A 17,372-nucleotide genomic window follows, 5' to 3' on the forward strand; every position below is an offset into this window, starting at 1 on the left:
GGGGACCGGCGAGGAGTTCGAACCGACCGGGTTCGGCCCCGCCGACGCCGTCGGCTATCACGACGGCCTGCTCGCGGCCGGCGAGGGACGCATCGCCAGATACGACGACGGTTGGGTGACGCTCGCGGAGCTGGACGACGTGCGAGCGATGGACGGCGAGATGGTCGCCGCGGCCTCCGGCGTCCACCGTCTCGACGGCACACACGTCGGACTGACGGCCGCCAACGACGTGACGACCGGCGGTGGCCCGCTGGCGGCGACCGAAACGGGGCTGTACTACCTCGCCAACGGCTGGATGGAGGCCCTCGACGGCGACTTCCGGGTCGCTGCCAACCGGGTCGACGGCACCGCCCACGCCGCCACGGGCGACCGACTGTACGAGCGGACCGACGGGGAGTGGTCGGCCGTCGAGTTACCTATCGAGGGGACCGTCGCAGACGTGGCGTACGGCGAGGCGACCTATGCGGTCACGACGGACGGAACCTTCCTCGTGAACGCGGGCGACGGCTGGCGACATCGCTCGCTCGGGTTACCCGACGTGACCGCTCTCGCGGTGGTTTAACCGATTAGCTCCGAGTCCGAATCGCGGTTCCGCGGGAACCGCTGTTCGGCGACGGCGAAGGCGAGCGTGCTGGCGAGTCCGACGAGCGTCCCCGCGGTGAGCGTTCCCGCGAGATACGGGAGGCCGGCGAACGGCAACTGCAGGAAGAACGCACTCAGGCCGTGGAGGACGATGGCGATTGCGGCCACGTAGAACGGGGCGTTGAGGTATCGCCACCGGAAACTGCCGGCAAGGTACTCGTCGGTGATGCGGCCGAGCGAGGCGACGACGCCCGCGGCAGCGGCCCACTGGACCGACCCGTAGACGAACGCCGAGGCGGCCGACAGCGGCTCCGGCGACGGCAACTCGCCGACGGTCTCGAGTCCGGACGCACCCCCGACGGCGAGCAGTGCGACCCCGACGACGTACGTGATGAGTTGGACGCGCCCCGAAAAGAGGCCGACGCGGAGTCGCTCGGCGGTGTCGTCGATGGCGTCTTCCAAGCCGAGGCCACGAAAGAGGATGTACAGTCCCAACAGTGCGGAGATGACTCCGAGTGTCGACCCCGGCAGGCCCAACTCCTCGGCGACGATTGCGACCGGGTAGATTAACAGCAGGATGCCGAGCGGGATGAGGATGGTCCCACGGGTTTCGGGGTCGGCGAGCACCTGCTTGAACGTGTAGTACATCGATTCGAGGTCCTGTGCCTGCCGGACGACGACGCGGCGGACGCCGTCGATGGGGACGCGAGAGCGGATGACCGGCAGGACGGATTCGTCTTGGGCGCCGTCGGTGACGACGATGGCCCGAACGTCCTCGCCGGTCGACAGCGAGGCGAGGACGGTGTCGACCTCTTTGCCGACCTTGCGGTTGGCGGAGACGTCCGCCTTCGCCGTCCCGGTGACGACGGCCACCTCGACGGACTCGTCGTCGATGGCGTCGTGGAGGTGAATGCCCTGAAAACAGACGTTCACGTCGGAGTCCTCGGGGTCGGCGTTGGCGAGGGCGACGGCGGCGTCCTCGACGTTATCGCGGCCGACGACCGGCGTCTCGAAGCCGGTCTTCCGACCGAGGTCGTCGTCGAGGTCGACACACAGGATGAGCAGCATCGCTGTTCGTGCGATGGTTTCACGCGAGGCGTTAAGTCCCTTCTCCCTGTCGAGCGGTCCCTACGGTTCCGCGCGGGGTTCGACCCCGGCGAGTAGCGTTCGGACGGTGTCGAGTCGCTCACCGAACGCCTGTGGGTGAGCGGCTAGCGTCACGACGAAGTCCTCGCCGACCTCGACCGCGTCGCTGACGTAGAGGTAGATGTCGACGCCCTGTCCCAACTCGACGAGACGGGCCTGTCCGGCAAAGCGCGTGACGGTCGTCGTCTCGCCGGTCACCGTCGCTTCGAGTTCGCCGTCGAGTTCGAGGCCGTCGACGTTGTCGTAGCGGTCCTGAACTAACGCGGCGATTTCTTCGGCCGACATCTCGGCGATGGGGTTGAACGACCGGCCGAAAACGCTCACCTGTGGCGTCGAAAGCGTCGCGAACACCGCCGCTTGAATGCGCGTTCCGAGGAACCCGAGTTCGATGGCGCGGTCGTACTCCGAGACGATGTTCGTCACCTCGACGGTTCGAGAGAGTCCGAACCGCTCGAACTCCCGGGAAATCACGTCTTCAATCGTCCGATTGTGGGTGTAGCCGGTCTTCTCTTGAACGCTCGCGGGCAGCGTGACGCCCGTCGCTCCGAACGTGGTGACACCGCCGTCGAGAACGCCCGTACAGCCCGCCAGTCCGCCGGCCAGCCCCGCGCCGGCACCGGCCAGCAGTTCGCGTCGCGTCGGTGACATGGATGAAGGAAAGCGGTCGTCGCTTTTCACCTCATCGGTCCCGCTATCGGACGTGTCCGGGGTCGGCTGGTCGCTCGGGAGCGATAGAGGGGAGGCCGACGGCGTAGACGACGACCGGGAGCAACAGCACGAATCCGAGGACGAACGGCGCCCAGTAGGCGACGGCGGTGTACAGTCCGCCCATCACCACGGGCCCGATGGTGCGTGCGAGGCTGCCGGCGCCCTGTGTCAGGCCGAACGCCGACCCCTGACGCGACCCGGCACCCTTCGAGACCAGCGCCGTCAGCGTGACGCTCAACACGCCGTTGCCCAGCGACAGTGCCGCGAGAACGACGAGCAGGCCGAGCAACTGCGGTGTGAGGAAGCCGACGACTCCGGTCGCGTCGGGAAGGAGCCGTCCGATGGCCGGTGCCGCCGGAATTCCCACCAGAGAGACGGCGAGACAGCCGGCTCCGAAGACGGTCAGCGGCGCGTCGCCGTAGCGACTCGTCAGCGGGCCGATGAGGCCACCCTGAACGACGACGGCGAGGACGCCGATGTAGGCCAACAGCAGCGCCGCCTGACTCTCCGTGTAGCCGTAGATGTCGGCGACGTAGGGGATGAACATGATTTGGACGCCGGAGAAGGCAAACGAGACGAGGAAGAAGGCCCCGAGCAGTCCGCGGAGGCCGGGAGCGGCCAGCGCGCTTCGGAGGGCGTCGAGTTGGGATTCCCGTTCGGTTTCGCCTTTCGTGGCTGGCAACAGAGTGGCGGCCAACACGAGTGCGAGCAGGCTGGTGGCGGCGGCGCCGAACGCCGGGAGCGAAAACGGTGAGACGGGAACGAAGGCAGGTGCGATGCCGTCGACAGCGGCGACGGTTCCTTCGAAGGCCAGCGCCGCACCGATGACCGGTCCGAAGACGAACCCGAGGCCGAACGCCGCGCCGAGGTAACCGAGGGCCTTGGGGCGTTCTTCGGGTGTCGTGAGGTCCGCGACGGAGGCTTGGGCGGCGGCGATGTTGCCGCCCATCGCACCGGCGAGTCCCCGGGCGACGAACAGCGTCGCCAGTCCGGTCGCGAAGCCGAAGATGGTCCATGCGATGACCGCCCCGGCGAGCGACACCACCATCACGAGTCGGCGGCCGTAGCGGTCTGACAGTGCCCCGAGAAGGGGTGCGAAGCCGAACTGCATCAGTGAGTAGGTGGCCGCGAGCAGGCCGATGACCAACTCCGAGGCGCCAAACGAGCGGGCGAAAAACGGGAGGATGGGGATGACGATGCCGAACCCCGCGAGGTCGACGAACACGACGAGGAAGACGACGGCGAGTCCACGACGGTTCTGCACGGGACGACAGTCGGCGTCGACGCGTATAAAACGGACCGTGTAACGCACGACTTTTGCGTCTCGACGGACAAACGATGACAACGAATGATTTCGAAGGGCTGTGAACAGTGCGCCAAGGGTGGGAAGATGGTACTCTTCGTCTACGGCTACTGCGACCAACGCGACTGTTTCTACTGCCCGCTCGGCGAGAACCGCAAGAACGTCACGCAGGCCTACGCCAACGAGCGGCCCATCGAAGACGACAGCGACATCATCGAGGAGGCAAAGCGGATGAGCGCCCTCGGCACCTCCATCACGGGCGGTGAACCACAGGAGGCGATGGAGAAGACCTGCCGCTACCTCTCGCTGCTGAAAGACGAGTTCGGCGAGGACCACCACACGCACCTCTACACCGGAATTACGGGCGGTCGGGAGAACATGCGCCGACTCTCCGAGGCCGGTCTCGACGAGATTCGCTTCCACCCCCCGCTGGAGCTGTGGGGCGACATGCACGGCACCGAGTGGGAGGATATCCTCTATATCGCCCGCGAGGAGGGACTGACGCCCGCCTTCGAGATTCCCGGCATCCGGCCGGAACCGGAGTTCCTCGAGTTCCTCGACGAGGGCGCCGCCGACTTCTGTAACATCAACGAGTTCGAGATGTCCGACGGCAACTACCGCCGGATGCAGGAGGCGGGCTTCGAACTCAAGGAGGACCACATGTCGGCCGTCGAGGGCTCACACGGCATCTTAGAGGAGATGGGCGACCACGAGAAGGTGTACTTCTGTACGAGCGTCTTCAAGGACGCCGCCCAGCACCGCTCGCGGTTGAAGCGGATGGCCCGGAACATCCGCCGGGAGTTCGACGAGATAACCGACGACGGCACCATCGTCTACGGCAAGACGTGGGTAACCGAGCGCAGACTCGATGAGTTGGGCGTTCCGGAGCAGTTCTACACCGTCAAATCCGACCACGTCGAGTTGGCGTGGTGGCTCCTAGAGGAGATGGTCGAGGACGGCGACGTCGAGGAGGGCGAAATCGTCGAGCAGTATCCGACCTACGACGGGACGGTCGTCGAGCGGACGCCGTTGGCGTAGCGGGTTCTCCGAGTCGGTCGACGAACGCTACTCGTTTTCACAGCCTTCGCCAGTGTAAGTCAACAGGACGTACGTTTCGTCTCCTCTGGTGACGTTGTACACGGTGGTCGTATCCCGGTACCGGAACTCCGGCGAGTCCAGACTGCGGTTCGTGGTCGCGTAGCTACCGTTTGCGATTGTCTCGTCGAACACCCTCCGTGCGTCGTCGCTCAACGCCTCGTAGCTGTATGATTCGGTCGGCTCACCGTAATCGTCCGGTGAGTCCACGACTTCGTGCATCAGGTGACACTTCGCGGTTGAGCGGTCGGACGAACAACCGGCGGCGAGCGTCGAGACGCCGAGACAGGTGGCGGCGAGGAACGAACGGCGGTTCATACCGTGTTCGGGGGTGGTGGAGGTAAGGGGCTTACCGAGGGTAAAACGTGGGTTTGACCGTTCGACCGTTCACCTCGAATCGAGCGGTTTCGAGGGGTAAACGGTCACGTCGGACCCTTGGGCGAACAGTTCGTGTATCGGGTCGGCGTCGTTGAGAAACGCCCACTGCTCGCCGTACAGCGTCTCGAAATCGATGTCCACGGTCAGCGACTCGATGTCGTAGACGGCCCACCGTGGATGGTCGACGCGATAGCGCCGCGTCCGGCCCAGTCTGTCCGTGCCGAAGCCCCACGAGTGTTCTTTGAAGAAGTGTTCGGGGCTGTCCTCGGGCGGGACGTGCGTGGAGTTACTGTCGGCGGTCACTTCGAGGTCGTGTTCGCGTCCGCCGTAGTCGACTCGCAGGCCGAAGGACAGTTCTTCGGGCGTCAGTCGCTGTTCGGAGGTCATCGGCGCTCGGACGTACGGTTCGCCGTACAGCGCACGTGCAATCCATGCGACGGCGCGTTTGGGGACGAACTCCCGGAGGAAGACGACGCCGCGCTCACCGCCGTGGCGGACGTAAAACCGGAGGTTCACTTCCGGGAAGGAGCGGTACCCCGGCCACGGGACGCCTCCGACGCGCGTGTCGGTGAAGTCGAAGGCGACGAGGCTGACGAAACTCCGTCCGTCGGAGCGCTCCAGTTCGACGCCGTCGGGGCAGTGCGGTTCGAGTCGCTCCGGCGGTACCTCGTAGGTGAGGTTCAGGAGGTTCTTCCAGTGCGCCGAGAGGAACGGGCGGGCCATTTGGGCGACAGCTACGGCGAGGCGGTACAAAGGCGTTGGAGTGTGAGTGAAAGCCAGTAGACATTTCTTCCGTCTCGAAGTACGGCCTCTATGGGAAGCGACAGTCCGCCGCTGCTCGGTTTGCTCGGCATCGGCGACGACAATCGCGTGCCGGCCCGCGTCGACCTTGAAGACGACCTGAACCTGAAGGCGGTCGTCGACCGACTGGAAATCGGCGGCGTGCTGTTGTTCGCACAGTTGGTTCTCCTCGGTGTGTTCACGAACCTCGCGCCCACGGCACAGGTGGGCATCGCCGGTATCGTCGTGATTCTCGTCGACGTGGTCGACAGGAAACTCGTGAGCCGGTTCATCGAGTAGGTCGGGGTTCAGCGCCCAACGCGAGAAAGGCGCCGACGGCGACCAACACGCTGCCCGCGGCAAGGCCCTCGGTCGGACGGCCGGTGGCGGTCAGGACGCCGAACGCCGCCAGTCCGCCGCCGAGACAGCAGGCGACGGCGATACTTCTGGTTCGACGCTGGAGCGGGCCGCCGCGGTGTCTGCGGTAGTCGACCGCTCCGAACCCGACGAAGACGGCCGACAGCGCTCCCACGAGCAGGCCGTCGATGGCGCCGTAGACGAGGAGTGCGGCGGCGCCGAGGAGGCCGACGGCGAGGGTCGCGTCGGGAGAGAGTGGGTTGACCGACTCGCCGAAGCGGGCGTGATACAGCGCCGGGGGGGACGGCGACGACCGAAGCGACGAACGCGCCGAAGGCGAGTTGGCCCGAAACGAGGCCGTACAGGAACACGAGGGCGCCGCCCAGAAGCCCCGCAGCGAGGACGGGGTCCGGCAGGAACACGTCTTCGGGCGTCTCAGAGCGGACGATGCCGAAGGCGACGAAGGGGTACAGAAGGACGACGCTGCCGAGTATCGTCGCGAGGTGGTCCGTCGAGACGAGAAATCCGAACAGGGCGAACGCCGACGAGAGGACGACGCCGACGAGAGGGGCGGCTTCGGGAACCGGGCGACTCATCGCTGCGTCGTAGGCGCCCCCTCGGCAAAGCGCTGGCGTTCGGCGAGGGTCTCACCGACCCACAAGCGTTTAATCGACGCCCGAACTACGGTTCTGTATGCCGGACTGCCCACTCGCGGACGACTGCCCCAGTTTCTCGGAGCGAATCGAGGGGATGGGGTGTCAACACTACGGCGACCGCGGCGGCGCCGAGTGGTGTTCTCACTACAATCAGCCGATTCGAGACCTGAAGCAACAGCCAGTCAAGATGGGTGAGGAGGTCGTCGTCGACGTCGAGGACATCCACGAGTCGGGTGCGGGCGTCGGTCGCACCGAGGACGGTTTCATCGTCATGGTCGACGGTGTGCTGCCGGAGGCCCGAGCGAGAGTGAAGATAACCGAAGTGCGGTCGAACCACGCTCGCGCCGACGAAATCGAACGGCTTCCGATGGAGGACGAAGACGAAGGCGACGAGGCGGGCGACGACGCCGAATCGGAGGCCGACGGCGACGAGACCGAAACTGAGGAGCAGAGCGGCCGCAAGAAGGCACTCGACCGCGAGCGGCTGGGCAGCCGCGAGAACTTCTGGGGCAAGTGACGCTTCCCGACGTCGACGAACTGCTGGAAACCGCGGGGTTCGACGAGGAGAGCGGCGTTCTGACCCGCCGTCAGGCGGAGGTGTTGGCGCTCCGCGAGCGTGACATCCCACAGGCCGACATCGCAGAGGAACTCGGCACCTCGCGGGCGAACGTCTCCAGCGTCGAATCGAGCGCCCGCGAGAACATCGAGAAAGCCCGTGAGACGGTCGCCTTCGCCGAGGCGTTGACGGCGCCCGTCCAGTTGACCGTCGAGGCCGGCACCGACCTGTACGACGTGCCGAATCGGGTGTACTCGGCCTGTGACGAGGCGGGCGTGAAAGTCACCCGCACGGCGCCGGAATTGATGAAACTTGTCGGTGACGCCGCCGGCGACGCCGTCCACGGCCGAGAGGTCCGACGCGACATCACCGTCAGCGTGACCAGCGACGGTACCGTCCGCGTCCGGGAGTGAATCGGCAGGTACGTCTGGGAAACCGCAGGCGACGACGGAGTTATAAGTCGACGGCGGCCGATTTGTCGGTATGGATTTGGGAATCGACGGCAACGCAGCAGTGGTGACGGCCGGAACCGCAGGACTCGGACTCGCGAGCGCGGAGGCACTCGCCCGCGAGGGGTGTGACGTGGCAGTGTGTGGTCGCGACGAGGACCGCCTCTCGCGTGCGGAGGCCCACCTCGAAGCCATCGACGGCGGCGACGTACTCGCCGTCCAGGCGGACATCACCGACGAGAGCGAAATCGAGGGGTTCGTCGGAAGCGCAATCGGCGAGTTCGGCCGACTCGACCACGTCGTCACGAGCGCCGGCGGGCCGCCATCGGGGCCGTTCCTCGAAACCAGCGACGAGGACTGGCAACGGGCCCACGACCTGCTGGTGATGAGCGTCGTTCGAACCGTCCGGGCGGCACATCCGACCATCGCCGAGGACGGCGGCGGCACCATCGTCAACATCACTTCCCGGTCGGTTCGAGAGGTCATCGACGACCTCGTGCTGTCGAACTCGGTCCGCCGGGCGGTCATCGGGCTGATGAAGACGCTTTCCTACGAATTCGCCCCAGACGTGCGGGCGAACGCGGTGCTGCCGGGCGCCCACGAGACGGGCCGCATCGAGGAGTTGGTCGAACAGGGCGTCGATCGCGGGGACTTCGAGGACTACGAGGCAGGCCTCGAAGAGTGGTCGGAGGGGATTCCGCTCGAACGGGTCGGCGAACCGCGCGAACTCGGCGAAACCGTGGCGTGGCTCTCCAGCGACCGCTCCTCGTACGTAAACGGTGCGGCGGTACCGGTCGACGGCGGGTCGACTCGGAGCGTCTGAGCTACGAGCGAACGATGAACACGTCGTAGTCGGTTCCGCCGGCGACCGCTCCGCCGACGCTGGTCACCGGTTGGACGACGCGACCGGCGTTGTCGCTGCCGACGAAGACGACATCGGCGTCGAGTTCGCGGGCGACCTCGCGGATTTCGGTCGCGATGCGGCCCTTGCCGGCGTAGGCGTCGACGCTCTCGGTGCGGAACTCGGCGTCCGCAGCGATGTTCTCGACCCGCGTTCGGAGCCGTTGGGCCGCATCGCCGGGGTCGTAGGTGTCGCCCTCGACGAGGCCGTATTCGGCGGCGAGGTCCTCGTCGGTCGGGAGGACGCTCACGACGACGAGTCGTTCGTCAGCCGAATCGGCGAACTCGACCGCCCGGGATAGTGCCGTCTCAGAGCGGTCGGTGCCGTCGAACGCGACGAGATAGGTCATATCGGTCGGTCGTTGCGCTGATAAAATAACCCTCGGTCGGAGGCGACGGTTGCGACATTACCACGTCTCGATTCGGTCCTCGCGGATGTCCTCGAGACAGCCCTGACAGTCCCGGTGGTCGGCGTCGTAACAGGCGGGTCGCCCCTCGTCGTCCAGCGAGACGGCGCGTTTCTCGGCGTATCGCCGGCAGACGAGTTTCGCACGCCCCTCCTCGTCGGTCGGCAGGTCGGCGAGCGCGGCCGCTTTCGCGTCGGTGTAGGCGCGTTTGGCCTCCTCGTACTGCTTGCCCGCCGAGTGCAGTTTCGTCTGCAGGAGCCGCTTGAGGCGACGACGGTTGCTCACACGGCCACGTAGCGGTCGGACTCACAAAGAGGCGTCGCCCGGAGCGGGCGTGGACAACCGTCTCTCTCGGAAACCCGTTCAAACACGCAAAATCACGCCGAAGAGACTCTAAGAACACTTTCACTCCGCCACCGACGGTTTTTATACTATCGCGAACCAACCGGCGTACGTCTCCCACTGAAAACACGCGGAGACGGAACACCCATGACAGACCTGCGACAGCACGCGGTCGAGATACACGAACAGTTCTCCGACGCGCTCGACGTGAGCGTCGACGAAATCGAAGACAGACTGGAGACGCTCGTCTCCGAGTACCGCGTCCCCGTTGAGGAGGCCCGCCGCAGTGTGGTCTCGACGTATCTCGACGAGGCCGACATGGAGCGAGAGGACATCGCCTCCGGTGGCAGCGAGGCCGCCGAGGTCGCCGACATCGACGCCCCTGAGGAGTGGCTCGATTTGACCGCGAAGGTCGTCGAGCTGTGGGAACCTCGGGCGGACTCCATCGCTCAGGTCGGCTTACTCGGCGACGAGACCGGCACCGTCAAGTTCACCAAGTGGGCGAAAAGCGACCTCCCCGAACTCGAAGAGGGGGCAGTCTACCGCCTCTCGAACCTCGTCACCGACGAGTACGAAGGCCGCTTCTCGGTGAAACTCAACTCCACGACGACCATCGAGGAACTCGACGAGGACATCGAGGTCGGCGACGACTCGACGGAGGTCGAAGGCGCGTTGGTCGACATCCAGTCCGGTTCCGGACTCATCAAGCGCTGTCCCGAGGAGGACTGTACGCGCGTCCTCCAGAACGGCCGCTGTTCGGAACACGGCGAGGTCGAAGGCGAGTTCGACCTCCGGATCAAGGGCGTCCTCGACGACGGCGAGACCATCCACGAGGTCATCTTCAATCAGGAGTCGACGGAGGAACTGACCGGTATCACCCTCGATGAGGCCCAGGAGATGGCGATGGACGCCCTCGACACCGAGGTCGTCGTCGAGGAGATGCGCGAGACCGTCCTCGGGCGGTACTACCGCGTCGCCGGCCCGACGCTGGGCCGATACGTCCTGGCCAACGACATCGAACTGCTCGATGGCCCGGCCGATGCCGAGAGCGTGCTGATCAAAGCGAGGTCCCTGTAATGAGTGCATCCGTACCCACCCGCGAGGTCGCCCGACGCGCCTTCGCGGCCGAGTTCAACGACGCAACGTACACGTTCAAAGAGTCCGACGACGACCGCGCGCCCGTCTACTCGCTGCTGCCGACCGGCGAGCGGGCCAACCGCGTCTTCGTCGTCGGGACGCTGACCGAAACCGAAGACGTCGGCGAGGATTCCGAATACTGGCGCGGCCGCATCGTCGACCCGACCGGGACGTTCTTCGCCTACGCGGGCCAGTACCAACCGGAAGCCGCCTCCGCACTGCGGGAAACCGAAACGCCCGCCTACGTGGCGGTCGTCGGCAAGCCCCGCACCTACGAGACCGAGGAGGGCGATGTGAACGTCTCGCTGCGACCGGAGTCGATTACAATCGTCGACGCGGCGACACGGAACCGCTGGGTCGTCGAGACAGCCGAACGAACCCTCGACCGTATCGAGGCGTTTTCGGAAGCGGGCGAGTACGCCGCGATGGCCGAAACCCAGTACGACTCCGACCTCGCGGTGTACCGCGACCAGGTCGTCAAGGCCCTGGAGGACCTCGAAGCCGACGCCGAGGTCGCGGTCGAAGCGTAGTTCCATACCCGTTCTTTCGGTTCGGACTGCGGAGGTTTTTAACCGAACGCGCCGAAGCGATAGCCGTGAGCGAGCCGATTCCGACGGGGTGTGAGACGGTCGACGAGTTACTCGGTGGGGGGTTCGAGCGCGGAACGGCCACCCAGCTGTACGGTCCGCCGGCGGCGGGGAAGACCAACCTCGCGCTGTCGGCGGCCATCGAGGTGGCCGCCACCGGCGGGACCGCGCTGTACATCGACACGGAGGGACTCTCCGTCGACCGCTTCGAGCAACTGGCTCGCGCGAGAGCCGACGGGGACATCGACGATCTCGCCTCCCGCGTCATCATCACGGATGCACTGGATTTCGAACAGCAGGAGGAGGCGGTCCGCGACGCTTCGGACCTCGCAGAGCGCGTCGACCTCGTTGTGCTCGACAGCGCGACCGGTTTCTATCGACTCGAACGCATCGACGACGAGGAGGGCAACGCGCTCCGTCGGGTCGCAAAGCAGGTGACACACCTGCTGTCGCTGGCCCGCCGACACGACCTCGCGGTCGTCCTCACGAATCAGGTGTACTCCGACCCGGACTCGGACTCCTCGCGTGCGCGCCCGCTTGGAGGCCACACGCTCACCCACTGGTGTGGCGTCGTCGCACGCATCGAGCGGTTTCGAGCGGGGAATCGACGGATGACGCTGGAGAAACATCGGTCGAAAGCGGCCGGCGAGACGGCGCGATTCCGAATCACCGAAGACGGCCTCGACGCGGTCGAAGAAGGCGCCTGAAACCGATTACAGTTCGCCGAGCTTTCGGAGCAGTTGTCCTTCGTACTCCTCGTCGGCGCGGGTCCCCTTCAGTTCGAGGACGTTCCGTTCGAGTTTGTCGACGGCGACGTGGAAGGCGGTTTCGGCGCCGTACCCCTCCCCGGAGCCGGCGACCTGGCCGCGGTTCGTCCGGAGCCGAATCTGACACTGGATGAGCGGCGTCCCGCGGAGTCGCTCCTTGTGTTCGTGGAAGCGGACGTGGGCGTGGTGGACCTGCATGTCCTGGTACTTGTCGGCCACCTCGGTAATCGAGGTCCGGATGTTCTCGCGAGTAAGCGTATCGAGGAGTTCGACGTTCGTGACCTGGACGTCCATGGCCTCCTCTTCGGTGTAGGTGAGTGCCCGGAGGATGTCGGTTTTGGTGAGAATCCCGGCGACCATGCGGTCGTCGTCGTCGGGGGTGACCACGAGGCCAGCGTAGTCGTTGTCGAACATCTGTTCGACGGCGTCGCTGACGGTCGCACCGAGTGTCACCGTCTCGACGGGGCTGTTCATCAGGTCGTACACGGGCAGGTCGAGCATCCGGTCGGTCTCGCCGGAGCGGTCGCCCTTCTGTTGGCGCTCCATGGTTCGCACCGCGAAATCGGCGATGTCGTGGGTCGTCACCATCCCCGTGAGGTTGCCGCTCTCGTTGACGACCGGCAGTCTGGAGACGCCGTGCTCGCGAAGGTGGTTGATTGCCTTGCCGACGTGGTCGTCTTCGGTGAGCGTGACGACTTCTTCGGTGTATATTTGCTCGACGGTGAGCACGTCGAGGTTGTCGTGGACGGCCTCGAGGATGGCGTCTTCCGTGACGATTCCCCACAGGTTTTCGCCTTCGAACACCGGGGCGACTTTCGTGCCGCCCTCGACGAGCATGCGGGCGACGTCACGTAGGTCGTCCGTGCGTCCGACTTTCGGTGCGTTCCGCATCATCACGCTCGCCTTCGCGTCGTCTTCGATGTGCGACTGGACGAGTTGTCGCTCCGTAATGACGCCAGCGTAGGTTTCGTCGTTGGTCACGATGACCCCCTTCGGGTTCTCGCGCTCGAAGATGGACCGAATCTTCCCGAGCCGCTCGTCGTCGTCCACCTGGATGTACTCCGGGGTGGCGATGTCTGCGATATTCATCTCTCTCGAAGCGACTTCTCCGTCCTGGTTATTCAAAGTACCCCCATCCAAATTTTATAGACGGCACCCCTCTTTCGGGTATGCGACCCGATATCACGGTGTTCGGCCGGTTCACCTATCTTCTCACCGAAGTCGTTTGGGGGGCCGTCGCGTTCGCCCTCCTGCGACGGACCAACTCGGTTCGGAAGGCGCTACGCGTCAGTTTACTGCTGTACCCCTTCGCGTACGCGTGGGACCGCTACACGCTCGAAGTCGGCGTTTTCGACATCCCACTTCGAACGGGAATCGACATCGCGGGCATCCCGCTTGAAGAACACATCTTCATGTTCGTCGTCCCGTCGATGGTCGTCGGAACCACCGAACTGCTGGAGGAGCGAACCGGGGAGTGAGGAACGTGTCAGGCGTAGCAAACTTCAACGGGGAGCGTGAAGCGTAGCCCGATGATTGGCTCCGACAAGAAGACGGAAGTGAAAGCGGGCGTCGAGTCGGTCGACATGTCCGGGAAAACGGTGTTGGTGACCGGTTCGACGAACGGGCTCGGCCGGGAGGCGGCGCTGTCGCTCGGCCGACTCGGGGCGGACGTGTTGGTCCACGGCCGCGACGAGGAGGCGGGCGCCGAAACCGTCGCCGAACTCGAGGCGGTCGGCTCCGACGCCGAGTTCATCGCCGCGGACTTCCTCGACATCGACGACGTGTCCGCCCTCGCCGACGAGGTCCGGGCGTCCGTCGAGGAACTGGACATACTCTGTAACAACGCCGGCGGGCTCTTCGAGGACAACGAGGAGACGGACCTCGGTGTCGGCAAGACGTTTCACATCAACCACCTCGCGCCGTATCAACTGACCAACGACCTCCTGCCGACGATGGCTTCCGGCGGCCGCGTCGTCACGACGGCTTCGATTGGCCATCGGGTGGCGACGATGAACCTTGACGACCTCCTCGATATGACGACGCTCTCGCCGTGGGCGGCGTACTGCCGGTCGAAACTCGCCAACATCCAGTTCTCGAACGAACTCGCCCGACGGCTCGTCGTCGCCGGTCGGGACGTTACCTCAAACTCGCTGCACCCCGGTATCGTCCCCGGCAGCGAGTTCTCCCGAGCGCTCCCGTCGCCGGCACCACAAATCGGCCAACTCGTCGGCCAGTTTCCCATGACGGACTCTGTCGAGGACGGCGCCGCCACCATCGTCTATCTCGCGGCTTCCGAGGACGTGTCGGGCGTCACCGGAAAGTACTTCGCCCGGTGCAAAGAGCGCCGGCCGGCCCCGAAGGCACTGGACGTCGAGGCCCAGCGAGACCTCTGGCGACGGAGTGCGGAGATTCTCGGCATCGACGAACCGCTGGCCGATTGATAAAAAGCCGGTATTGTCCTGAGTAAATTCCTTTATTAAGTCGACATCGGTTCGTGGTGTAGCATGACCCAGCGTACCACAGTACGAACCCTTGCGGTGCTTGTGACGGCGTTCTGCGTGACGATGCTGTTCGCCGCCCCCGCGGCGGCACAACTCGGTGGAATCGGCGACCAAGTTCCCGACGGTCCCAGTGGCGGTGACATCACCGGTGACCTCATCCTCGACGCCGACGACAGCGGCGGCGAGGGCGGCGGTGAAGTCGGCGTCGAGAGCGGACAGGGCAACGCCTCCGGGAGCGGTTCCGCTGCCGTCGACGCCGAGGAACCGAGCGTCGAAGTTTCGGCCTCGGGTGGTGGCGATGTCGCCGGCGAAGGAGCGGAAGCCGGGATCGACTGTGAACTCAGCCAGCAGTCGGCACAGAACCCCCAGGAGACTTGCGAAATCGAGTCCCCGGGCGGCGGAGATACGCCTGCGCCCGAACCGCCGGAGCTCCCCGAGTTCCCCGGCGGCGGTGAGCTTCCGGCCGACCTGCTGTAGATAGCTGCTCGAATATTCGTTTTCGCGTCGCTCGATACGTGATGGCCGCATAACCGAAGCACTGCCTAGATATCGACGTAGTAGCGGTGTAGAAAGCGAGTGGGTTCGGGCAGATTTGAACTGCCGGCCTCCTCCATGTCAAGGAGGTGTCATAACCAGCCTAGACCACGAACCCACGCTGGCGTCTGCCTGCACTTCTTCGTATCCCGGTGAGGTAATTGAAGGTTTCGGAATGGTCGCCGAGTGCAGGGGGTAGTTCACGAGCCGTTCGACTGCTGTCGAGGGTCGCATAAAAATAACCGGCTATCTCGGGCGTTATCCCCTTGCTTGTACGTCTGCCATCCGTAAGTACATGCGACAGAGAGTACTGCAACTGTTAGTGGTCGTCACGGCCGTTTCGATTTTCACCTCCTTCGCCGTGGCTCCGGCCGCGGCGCAGTTGGGTGGTAGTGGTGACGGAATCAACATCGGTGGCGACGAGGGAATCAGTATCGGTGGCGACGGCGTCAACGTCGGCGGCGAGGAGGGCGTCGACGTCGAAGCCGGCACTTCCGGCGTCAACGCGACCGTCGGCGGCGACGATGCGGTCGCTGCCGAGGCGGGCACCGACGGTGCCGGCGCACAGGTCGGCGGCGTCGAAGCAAGCGACGACGGCGTTTCCGTGGGCGACCGAGAGGTCTCTCCCGACACCGGCGGCGGTGACCTCCCGCTTCCCGACGACGCCGGTGACATCGGCGGCGACGGCGAGAATCCGGTCGGTGACTCCGGAAGCCTCCCGCTCCCCGAGGACGCGGGCGACATCGGTAGCGGCGATGGCGTCCCGACCGACCCGACCGAGTTCGACAGCAGTTCCGACGACATTCCGCAGGAGCTCCGGGTTCTGGAGCAAATCCTCGAAAACGCGGAAATCAATCAGACGGGTCCTGAAGACGTGCCTATCGGTGACGAAAACGCACAGGTGAACGTCTGTGAACCGCTCGATGTCGAATCCAGTGACCTCCCTGCCGAGGCCCTTCCGTCGATTCAGGACCTCCCGAAGGAAGCCGTTCCCTCGGGCGTTCCGACGAGCATTCTCTCCAACGATGCGGTCCTCGGTATCGCACTCGGCCTCGTTCCGGCGCCGTGTGACATCCAGACGCCGAACGACCCCTCGGTCGACCCGACCGACCCGCCGAGCGACCCTGGCTACGACTTCGATGTCAGGAAGTTGGGTCAGACTGAGCGACTCGGTAACCAAGGCGGTGTTGCAGTCATCTCCTATGATAGCACTCTCAACGAGTCCGGTGAAGGACCTGGTATCGAGGGGAGCCTTGCTGGCCTTGCCACCTCGGAGTTCGGTGACCTCGACGGCGAACTCGTCGTCAACGATGGCGAGAAGGATTACGGCGTCGACCCCCGCGTCCGCTACAACGACGATAACTTCGAGGGCGAAGCGGTGCTCCTCATCTTCGGAAATCAAGCGGGTATCGACGGCGAGTGTAACGAACTCACCGAGTTCGACGGCGACTTCAGCGACGTTCAGGAGAACCCGCTCGGCTCCTGCGAGTACGAACTCGTTGGGCTCCCGAACGCCGTCGGTCCCGCTGACGCGATTTCCATCGTCACCGGTGCGACCGAGGGCGGCGCTCCGGGTCTTCCGGAACTCGGCGGGTCGGGGCTCCCCGTCTAGTGGGCCTTCGCTGACGAACTGACTGGGCTTGTTGGCTGTTCTCGAACGTCTCTTTTCGGCGGTTTCGGACTCGCTCCTCCGTATATTCGGTTTTACATATAAAACCCCGTGTATGGGGGGGCGTAACTGTAAATACGTTGACTAAGGTAGCCACTGGTAGAAATGGGAGAATCCAGCATAGCGAGAGCAACACTGTCCTGTCTCGTCGCCGTTTTGATGGTCGTGGGTTTCACGGCCGCACCGGCGGCGGCGGTCGACGACGGCGTCTCGGTGAGCGATGACGGTGTCTCGGTCGGACTCGACGGTAACGGAGTCGAAGTCGACGATGACGGCGATGTCACGGTGGAGAACGACACTAGTACGGTCGAAGAATCCATCCCGAGCGAGGACGATGCCCCGGATGAGGGCACGCTCCCCGACGAGGAAGATATCGCCCCTGACGATAGTACCGACGATGAGGAGGGGCCGTTCCCGAGTGCGGTCTGTACGGATGTCGGCGATCAGGCCCAGGAGAACGTGCCGTTCGAGCAGGTGCCGTGGTTCGACGACCTGCCGGAGCAGGCCCAGCCGCCGGG

At 65.0% G+C, this 17,372-nt stretch carries 22 protein-coding genes, 1 tRNA gene and 1 pseudogene; 14 read left to right on the forward strand and 10 right to left on the reverse strand.

Annotation, left to right across the window (positions count from 1 at the left end):
• Nucleotides 1-562, forward strand: a 562-nt coding sequence (locus tag GJ631_RS18790) for a hypothetical protein (protein WP_197425154.1), incomplete at its 5' end; no start/stop codon positions are given.
• Here the strand turns inward: GJ631_RS18790 and GJ631_RS16660 are convergent.
• Genes GJ631_RS16660 through GJ631_RS16670 form a run of 3 tightly spaced genes read right to left on the reverse strand, consistent with a single transcriptional unit; the run spans nucleotide 559 to nucleotide 3,700 of the window.
• The gene (locus GJ631_RS16660) at nucleotides 559-1,650 is read right to left on the reverse strand and encodes a DUF373 family protein (RefSeq protein WP_156710234.1); all 1,092 of its coding nucleotides are present in this window, start codon (nucleotides 1,648-1,650) and stop codon (nucleotides 559-561) included. The genes GJ631_RS18790 and GJ631_RS16660 overlap by 4 nt on opposite strands.
• 60 nt (nucleotides 1,651-1,710) lie before the next feature.
• A complete protein-coding gene (locus tag GJ631_RS16665; protein ID WP_156710235.1) occupies nucleotides 1,711-2,376 on the reverse strand; it encodes a DUF6517 family protein in 666 nt (221 codons plus the stop codon).
• Nucleotides 2,377-2,419: 43 nt separating this feature from the next.
• Nucleotides 2,420-3,700, reverse strand: a complete 1,281-nt coding sequence (locus GJ631_RS16670) for an MFS transporter (protein ID WP_370518714.1) — start codon at nucleotides 3,698-3,700, stop codon at nucleotides 2,420-2,422.
• A gap of 84 nt (nucleotides 3,701-3,784) precedes the next feature.
• Here GJ631_RS16670 and GJ631_RS16675 point away from each other — a divergent pair, with 84 nt between their 5' ends.
• Entirely contained in the window at nucleotides 3,785-4,777 is a 993-nt protein-coding gene (locus GJ631_RS16675) for a radical SAM protein (RefSeq protein ID WP_156710237.1), read from the forward strand.
• A 27-nt stretch (nucleotides 4,778-4,804) separates the two neighbouring features.
• Here the strand turns inward: GJ631_RS16675 and GJ631_RS16680 are convergent, their stop codons facing one another.
• Entirely contained in the window at nucleotides 4,805-5,152 is a 348-nt protein-coding gene (locus GJ631_RS16680) for a hypothetical protein (RefSeq protein WP_156710238.1), read from the reverse strand.
• A 69-nt stretch (nucleotides 5,153-5,221) separates the two neighbouring features.
• Nucleotides 5,222-5,935 (reverse strand): YqjF family protein, encoded by a 714-nt coding sequence (locus GJ631_RS16685; protein ID WP_156710239.1) that lies wholly within the window; start codon nucleotides 5,933-5,935, stop codon nucleotides 5,222-5,224.
• A 90-nt stretch (nucleotides 5,936-6,025) separates the two neighbouring features.
• Here GJ631_RS16685 and GJ631_RS16690 point away from each other — a divergent pair, with 90 nt between their 5' ends.
• Nucleotides 6,026-6,292, forward strand: coding sequence for a hypothetical protein (locus GJ631_RS16690; RefSeq protein WP_156710240.1), 267 nt, complete (start codon nucleotides 6,026-6,028; stop codon nucleotides 6,290-6,292).
• Here the strand turns inward: GJ631_RS16690 and GJ631_RS16695 are convergent.
• Nucleotides 6,282-6,524, reverse strand: coding sequence for a hypothetical protein (locus GJ631_RS16695; RefSeq protein WP_156710241.1), 243 nt, complete (start codon nucleotides 6,522-6,524; stop codon nucleotides 6,282-6,284). The two genes, GJ631_RS16690 and GJ631_RS16695, sit on opposite strands and share 11 nt — an antisense overlap.
• A 518-nt stretch (nucleotides 6,525-7,042) precedes the next feature.
• Here GJ631_RS16695 and GJ631_RS16700 point away from each other — a divergent pair.
• The 3 genes from GJ631_RS16700 (at nucleotide 7,043) to GJ631_RS16710 (ending at nucleotide 8,833) form a co-directional block, all read left to right on the forward strand.
• Nucleotides 7,043-7,522, forward strand: a complete 480-nt coding sequence (locus GJ631_RS16700) for a TRAM domain-containing protein (RefSeq protein WP_156710242.1) — start codon at nucleotides 7,043-7,045, stop codon at nucleotides 7,520-7,522.
• On the forward strand, nucleotides 7,519-7,974 hold the full coding sequence (locus GJ631_RS16705) for a Tfx family DNA-binding protein (RefSeq protein ID WP_370518715.1): 456 nt from the start codon (nucleotides 7,519-7,521) through the stop codon (nucleotides 7,972-7,974). The genes GJ631_RS16700 and GJ631_RS16705 overlap by 4 nt, the downstream gene beginning before the upstream one ends.
• A gap of 70 nt (nucleotides 7,975-8,044) precedes the next feature.
• On the forward strand, nucleotides 8,045-8,833 hold the full coding sequence (locus tag GJ631_RS16710) for an SDR family oxidoreductase (RefSeq protein ID WP_156710244.1): 789 nt from the start codon (nucleotides 8,045-8,047) through the stop codon (nucleotides 8,831-8,833).
• Between the two features lies 1 nt (nucleotide 8,834).
• Here the strand turns inward: GJ631_RS16710 and GJ631_RS16715 are convergent, their stop codons facing one another.
• Both GJ631_RS16715 and GJ631_RS16720 read right to left on the reverse strand, forming a co-directional pair.
• Nucleotides 8,835-9,260, reverse strand: a complete 426-nt coding sequence (locus GJ631_RS16715; protein ID WP_156710245.1) for a universal stress protein — start codon at nucleotides 9,258-9,260, stop codon at nucleotides 8,835-8,837.
• A gap of 57 nt (nucleotides 9,261-9,317) precedes the next feature.
• Nucleotides 9,318-9,602 carry a hypothetical protein gene (locus tag GJ631_RS16720; protein ID WP_370518716.1) on the reverse strand — a complete coding sequence of 95 codons (285 nt, stop codon included), beginning with the start codon at nucleotides 9,600-9,602 and terminating at the stop codon, nucleotides 9,318-9,320.
• 204 nt (nucleotides 9,603-9,806) lie between these two features.
• On the opposite strand from GJ631_RS16720, the gene GJ631_RS16725 reads away from it, so the two are divergent.
• From GJ631_RS16725 to radB, 3 genes are all read left to right on the forward strand, one after another.
• Nucleotides 9,807-10,736, forward strand: coding sequence for a replication factor A (locus tag GJ631_RS16725; RefSeq protein WP_156710246.1), 930 nt, complete (start codon nucleotides 9,807-9,809; stop codon nucleotides 10,734-10,736).
• Nucleotides 10,736-11,326 (forward strand): RPA family protein, encoded by a 591-nt coding sequence (locus GJ631_RS16730; protein WP_156710247.1) that lies wholly within the window; start codon nucleotides 10,736-10,738, stop codon nucleotides 11,324-11,326. The genes GJ631_RS16725 and GJ631_RS16730 overlap by 1 nt, the downstream gene beginning before the upstream one ends.
• Before the next feature lie 65 nt (nucleotides 11,327-11,391).
• Entirely contained in the window at nucleotides 11,392-12,090 is a 699-nt protein-coding gene (radB, locus tag GJ631_RS16735; RefSeq protein WP_370518717.1) for a DNA repair and recombination protein RadB, read from the forward strand.
• Between the two features lie 6 nt (nucleotides 12,091-12,096).
• Here radB and GJ631_RS16740 read toward each other — a convergent pair whose 3' ends face one another.
• Complete coding sequence (locus GJ631_RS16740) at nucleotides 12,097-13,239, reverse strand: CBS domain-containing protein (protein WP_156710249.1); 1,143 nt, start codon at nucleotides 13,237-13,239, stop codon at nucleotides 12,097-12,099.
• An 80-nt stretch (nucleotides 13,240-13,319) separates the two neighbouring features.
• On the opposite strand from GJ631_RS16740, the gene GJ631_RS16745 reads away from it, so the two are divergent.
• The 3 genes from GJ631_RS16745 to GJ631_RS16755 all read left to right on the forward strand — a co-directional run bounded on the left by GJ631_RS16745 (nucleotide 13,320) and on the right by GJ631_RS16755 (nucleotide 15,128).
• Nucleotides 13,320-13,628, forward strand: coding sequence for a lycopene cyclase domain-containing protein (locus tag GJ631_RS16745; RefSeq protein ID WP_156710250.1), 309 nt, complete (start codon nucleotides 13,320-13,322; stop codon nucleotides 13,626-13,628).
• Between the two features lie 51 nt (nucleotides 13,629-13,679).
• Nucleotides 13,680-14,591: an SDR family NAD(P)-dependent oxidoreductase gene (locus GJ631_RS16750; protein WP_156710251.1), complete on the forward strand. Its 912-nt coding sequence runs from the start codon at nucleotides 13,680-13,682 to the stop codon at nucleotides 14,589-14,591.
• 63 nt (nucleotides 14,592-14,654) lie between these two features.
• Nucleotides 14,655-15,128 carry a hypothetical protein gene (locus tag GJ631_RS16755; RefSeq protein ID WP_156710252.1) on the forward strand — a complete coding sequence of 158 codons (474 nt, stop codon included), beginning with the start codon at nucleotides 14,655-14,657 and terminating at the stop codon, nucleotides 15,126-15,128.
• A 100-nt stretch (nucleotides 15,129-15,228) separates the two neighbouring features.
• Here the strand turns inward: GJ631_RS16755 and GJ631_RS16760 are convergent.
• Nucleotides 15,229-15,303 (reverse strand) — tRNA-Val (locus tag GJ631_RS16760).
• A gap of 177 nt (nucleotides 15,304-15,480) precedes the next feature.
• Between GJ631_RS16760 and GJ631_RS16765 the strand changes: the two genes are divergently transcribed.
• The gene (locus GJ631_RS16765) at nucleotides 15,481-16,797 is read left to right on the forward strand and encodes a hypothetical protein (protein ID WP_156710253.1); all 1,317 of its coding nucleotides are present in this window, start codon (nucleotides 15,481-15,483) and stop codon (nucleotides 16,795-16,797) included.
• A 216-nt stretch (nucleotides 16,798-17,013) separates the two neighbouring features.
• Nucleotides 17,014-17,372: pseudogene (locus GJ631_RS16770) on the forward strand (hypothetical protein); the annotation flags it as partial.

The organism is Natronomonas sp. CBA1123 (assembly GCF_009741925.1).
GTDB lineage: Archaea > Halobacteriota > Halobacteria > Halobacteriales > Haloarculaceae > Natronomonas.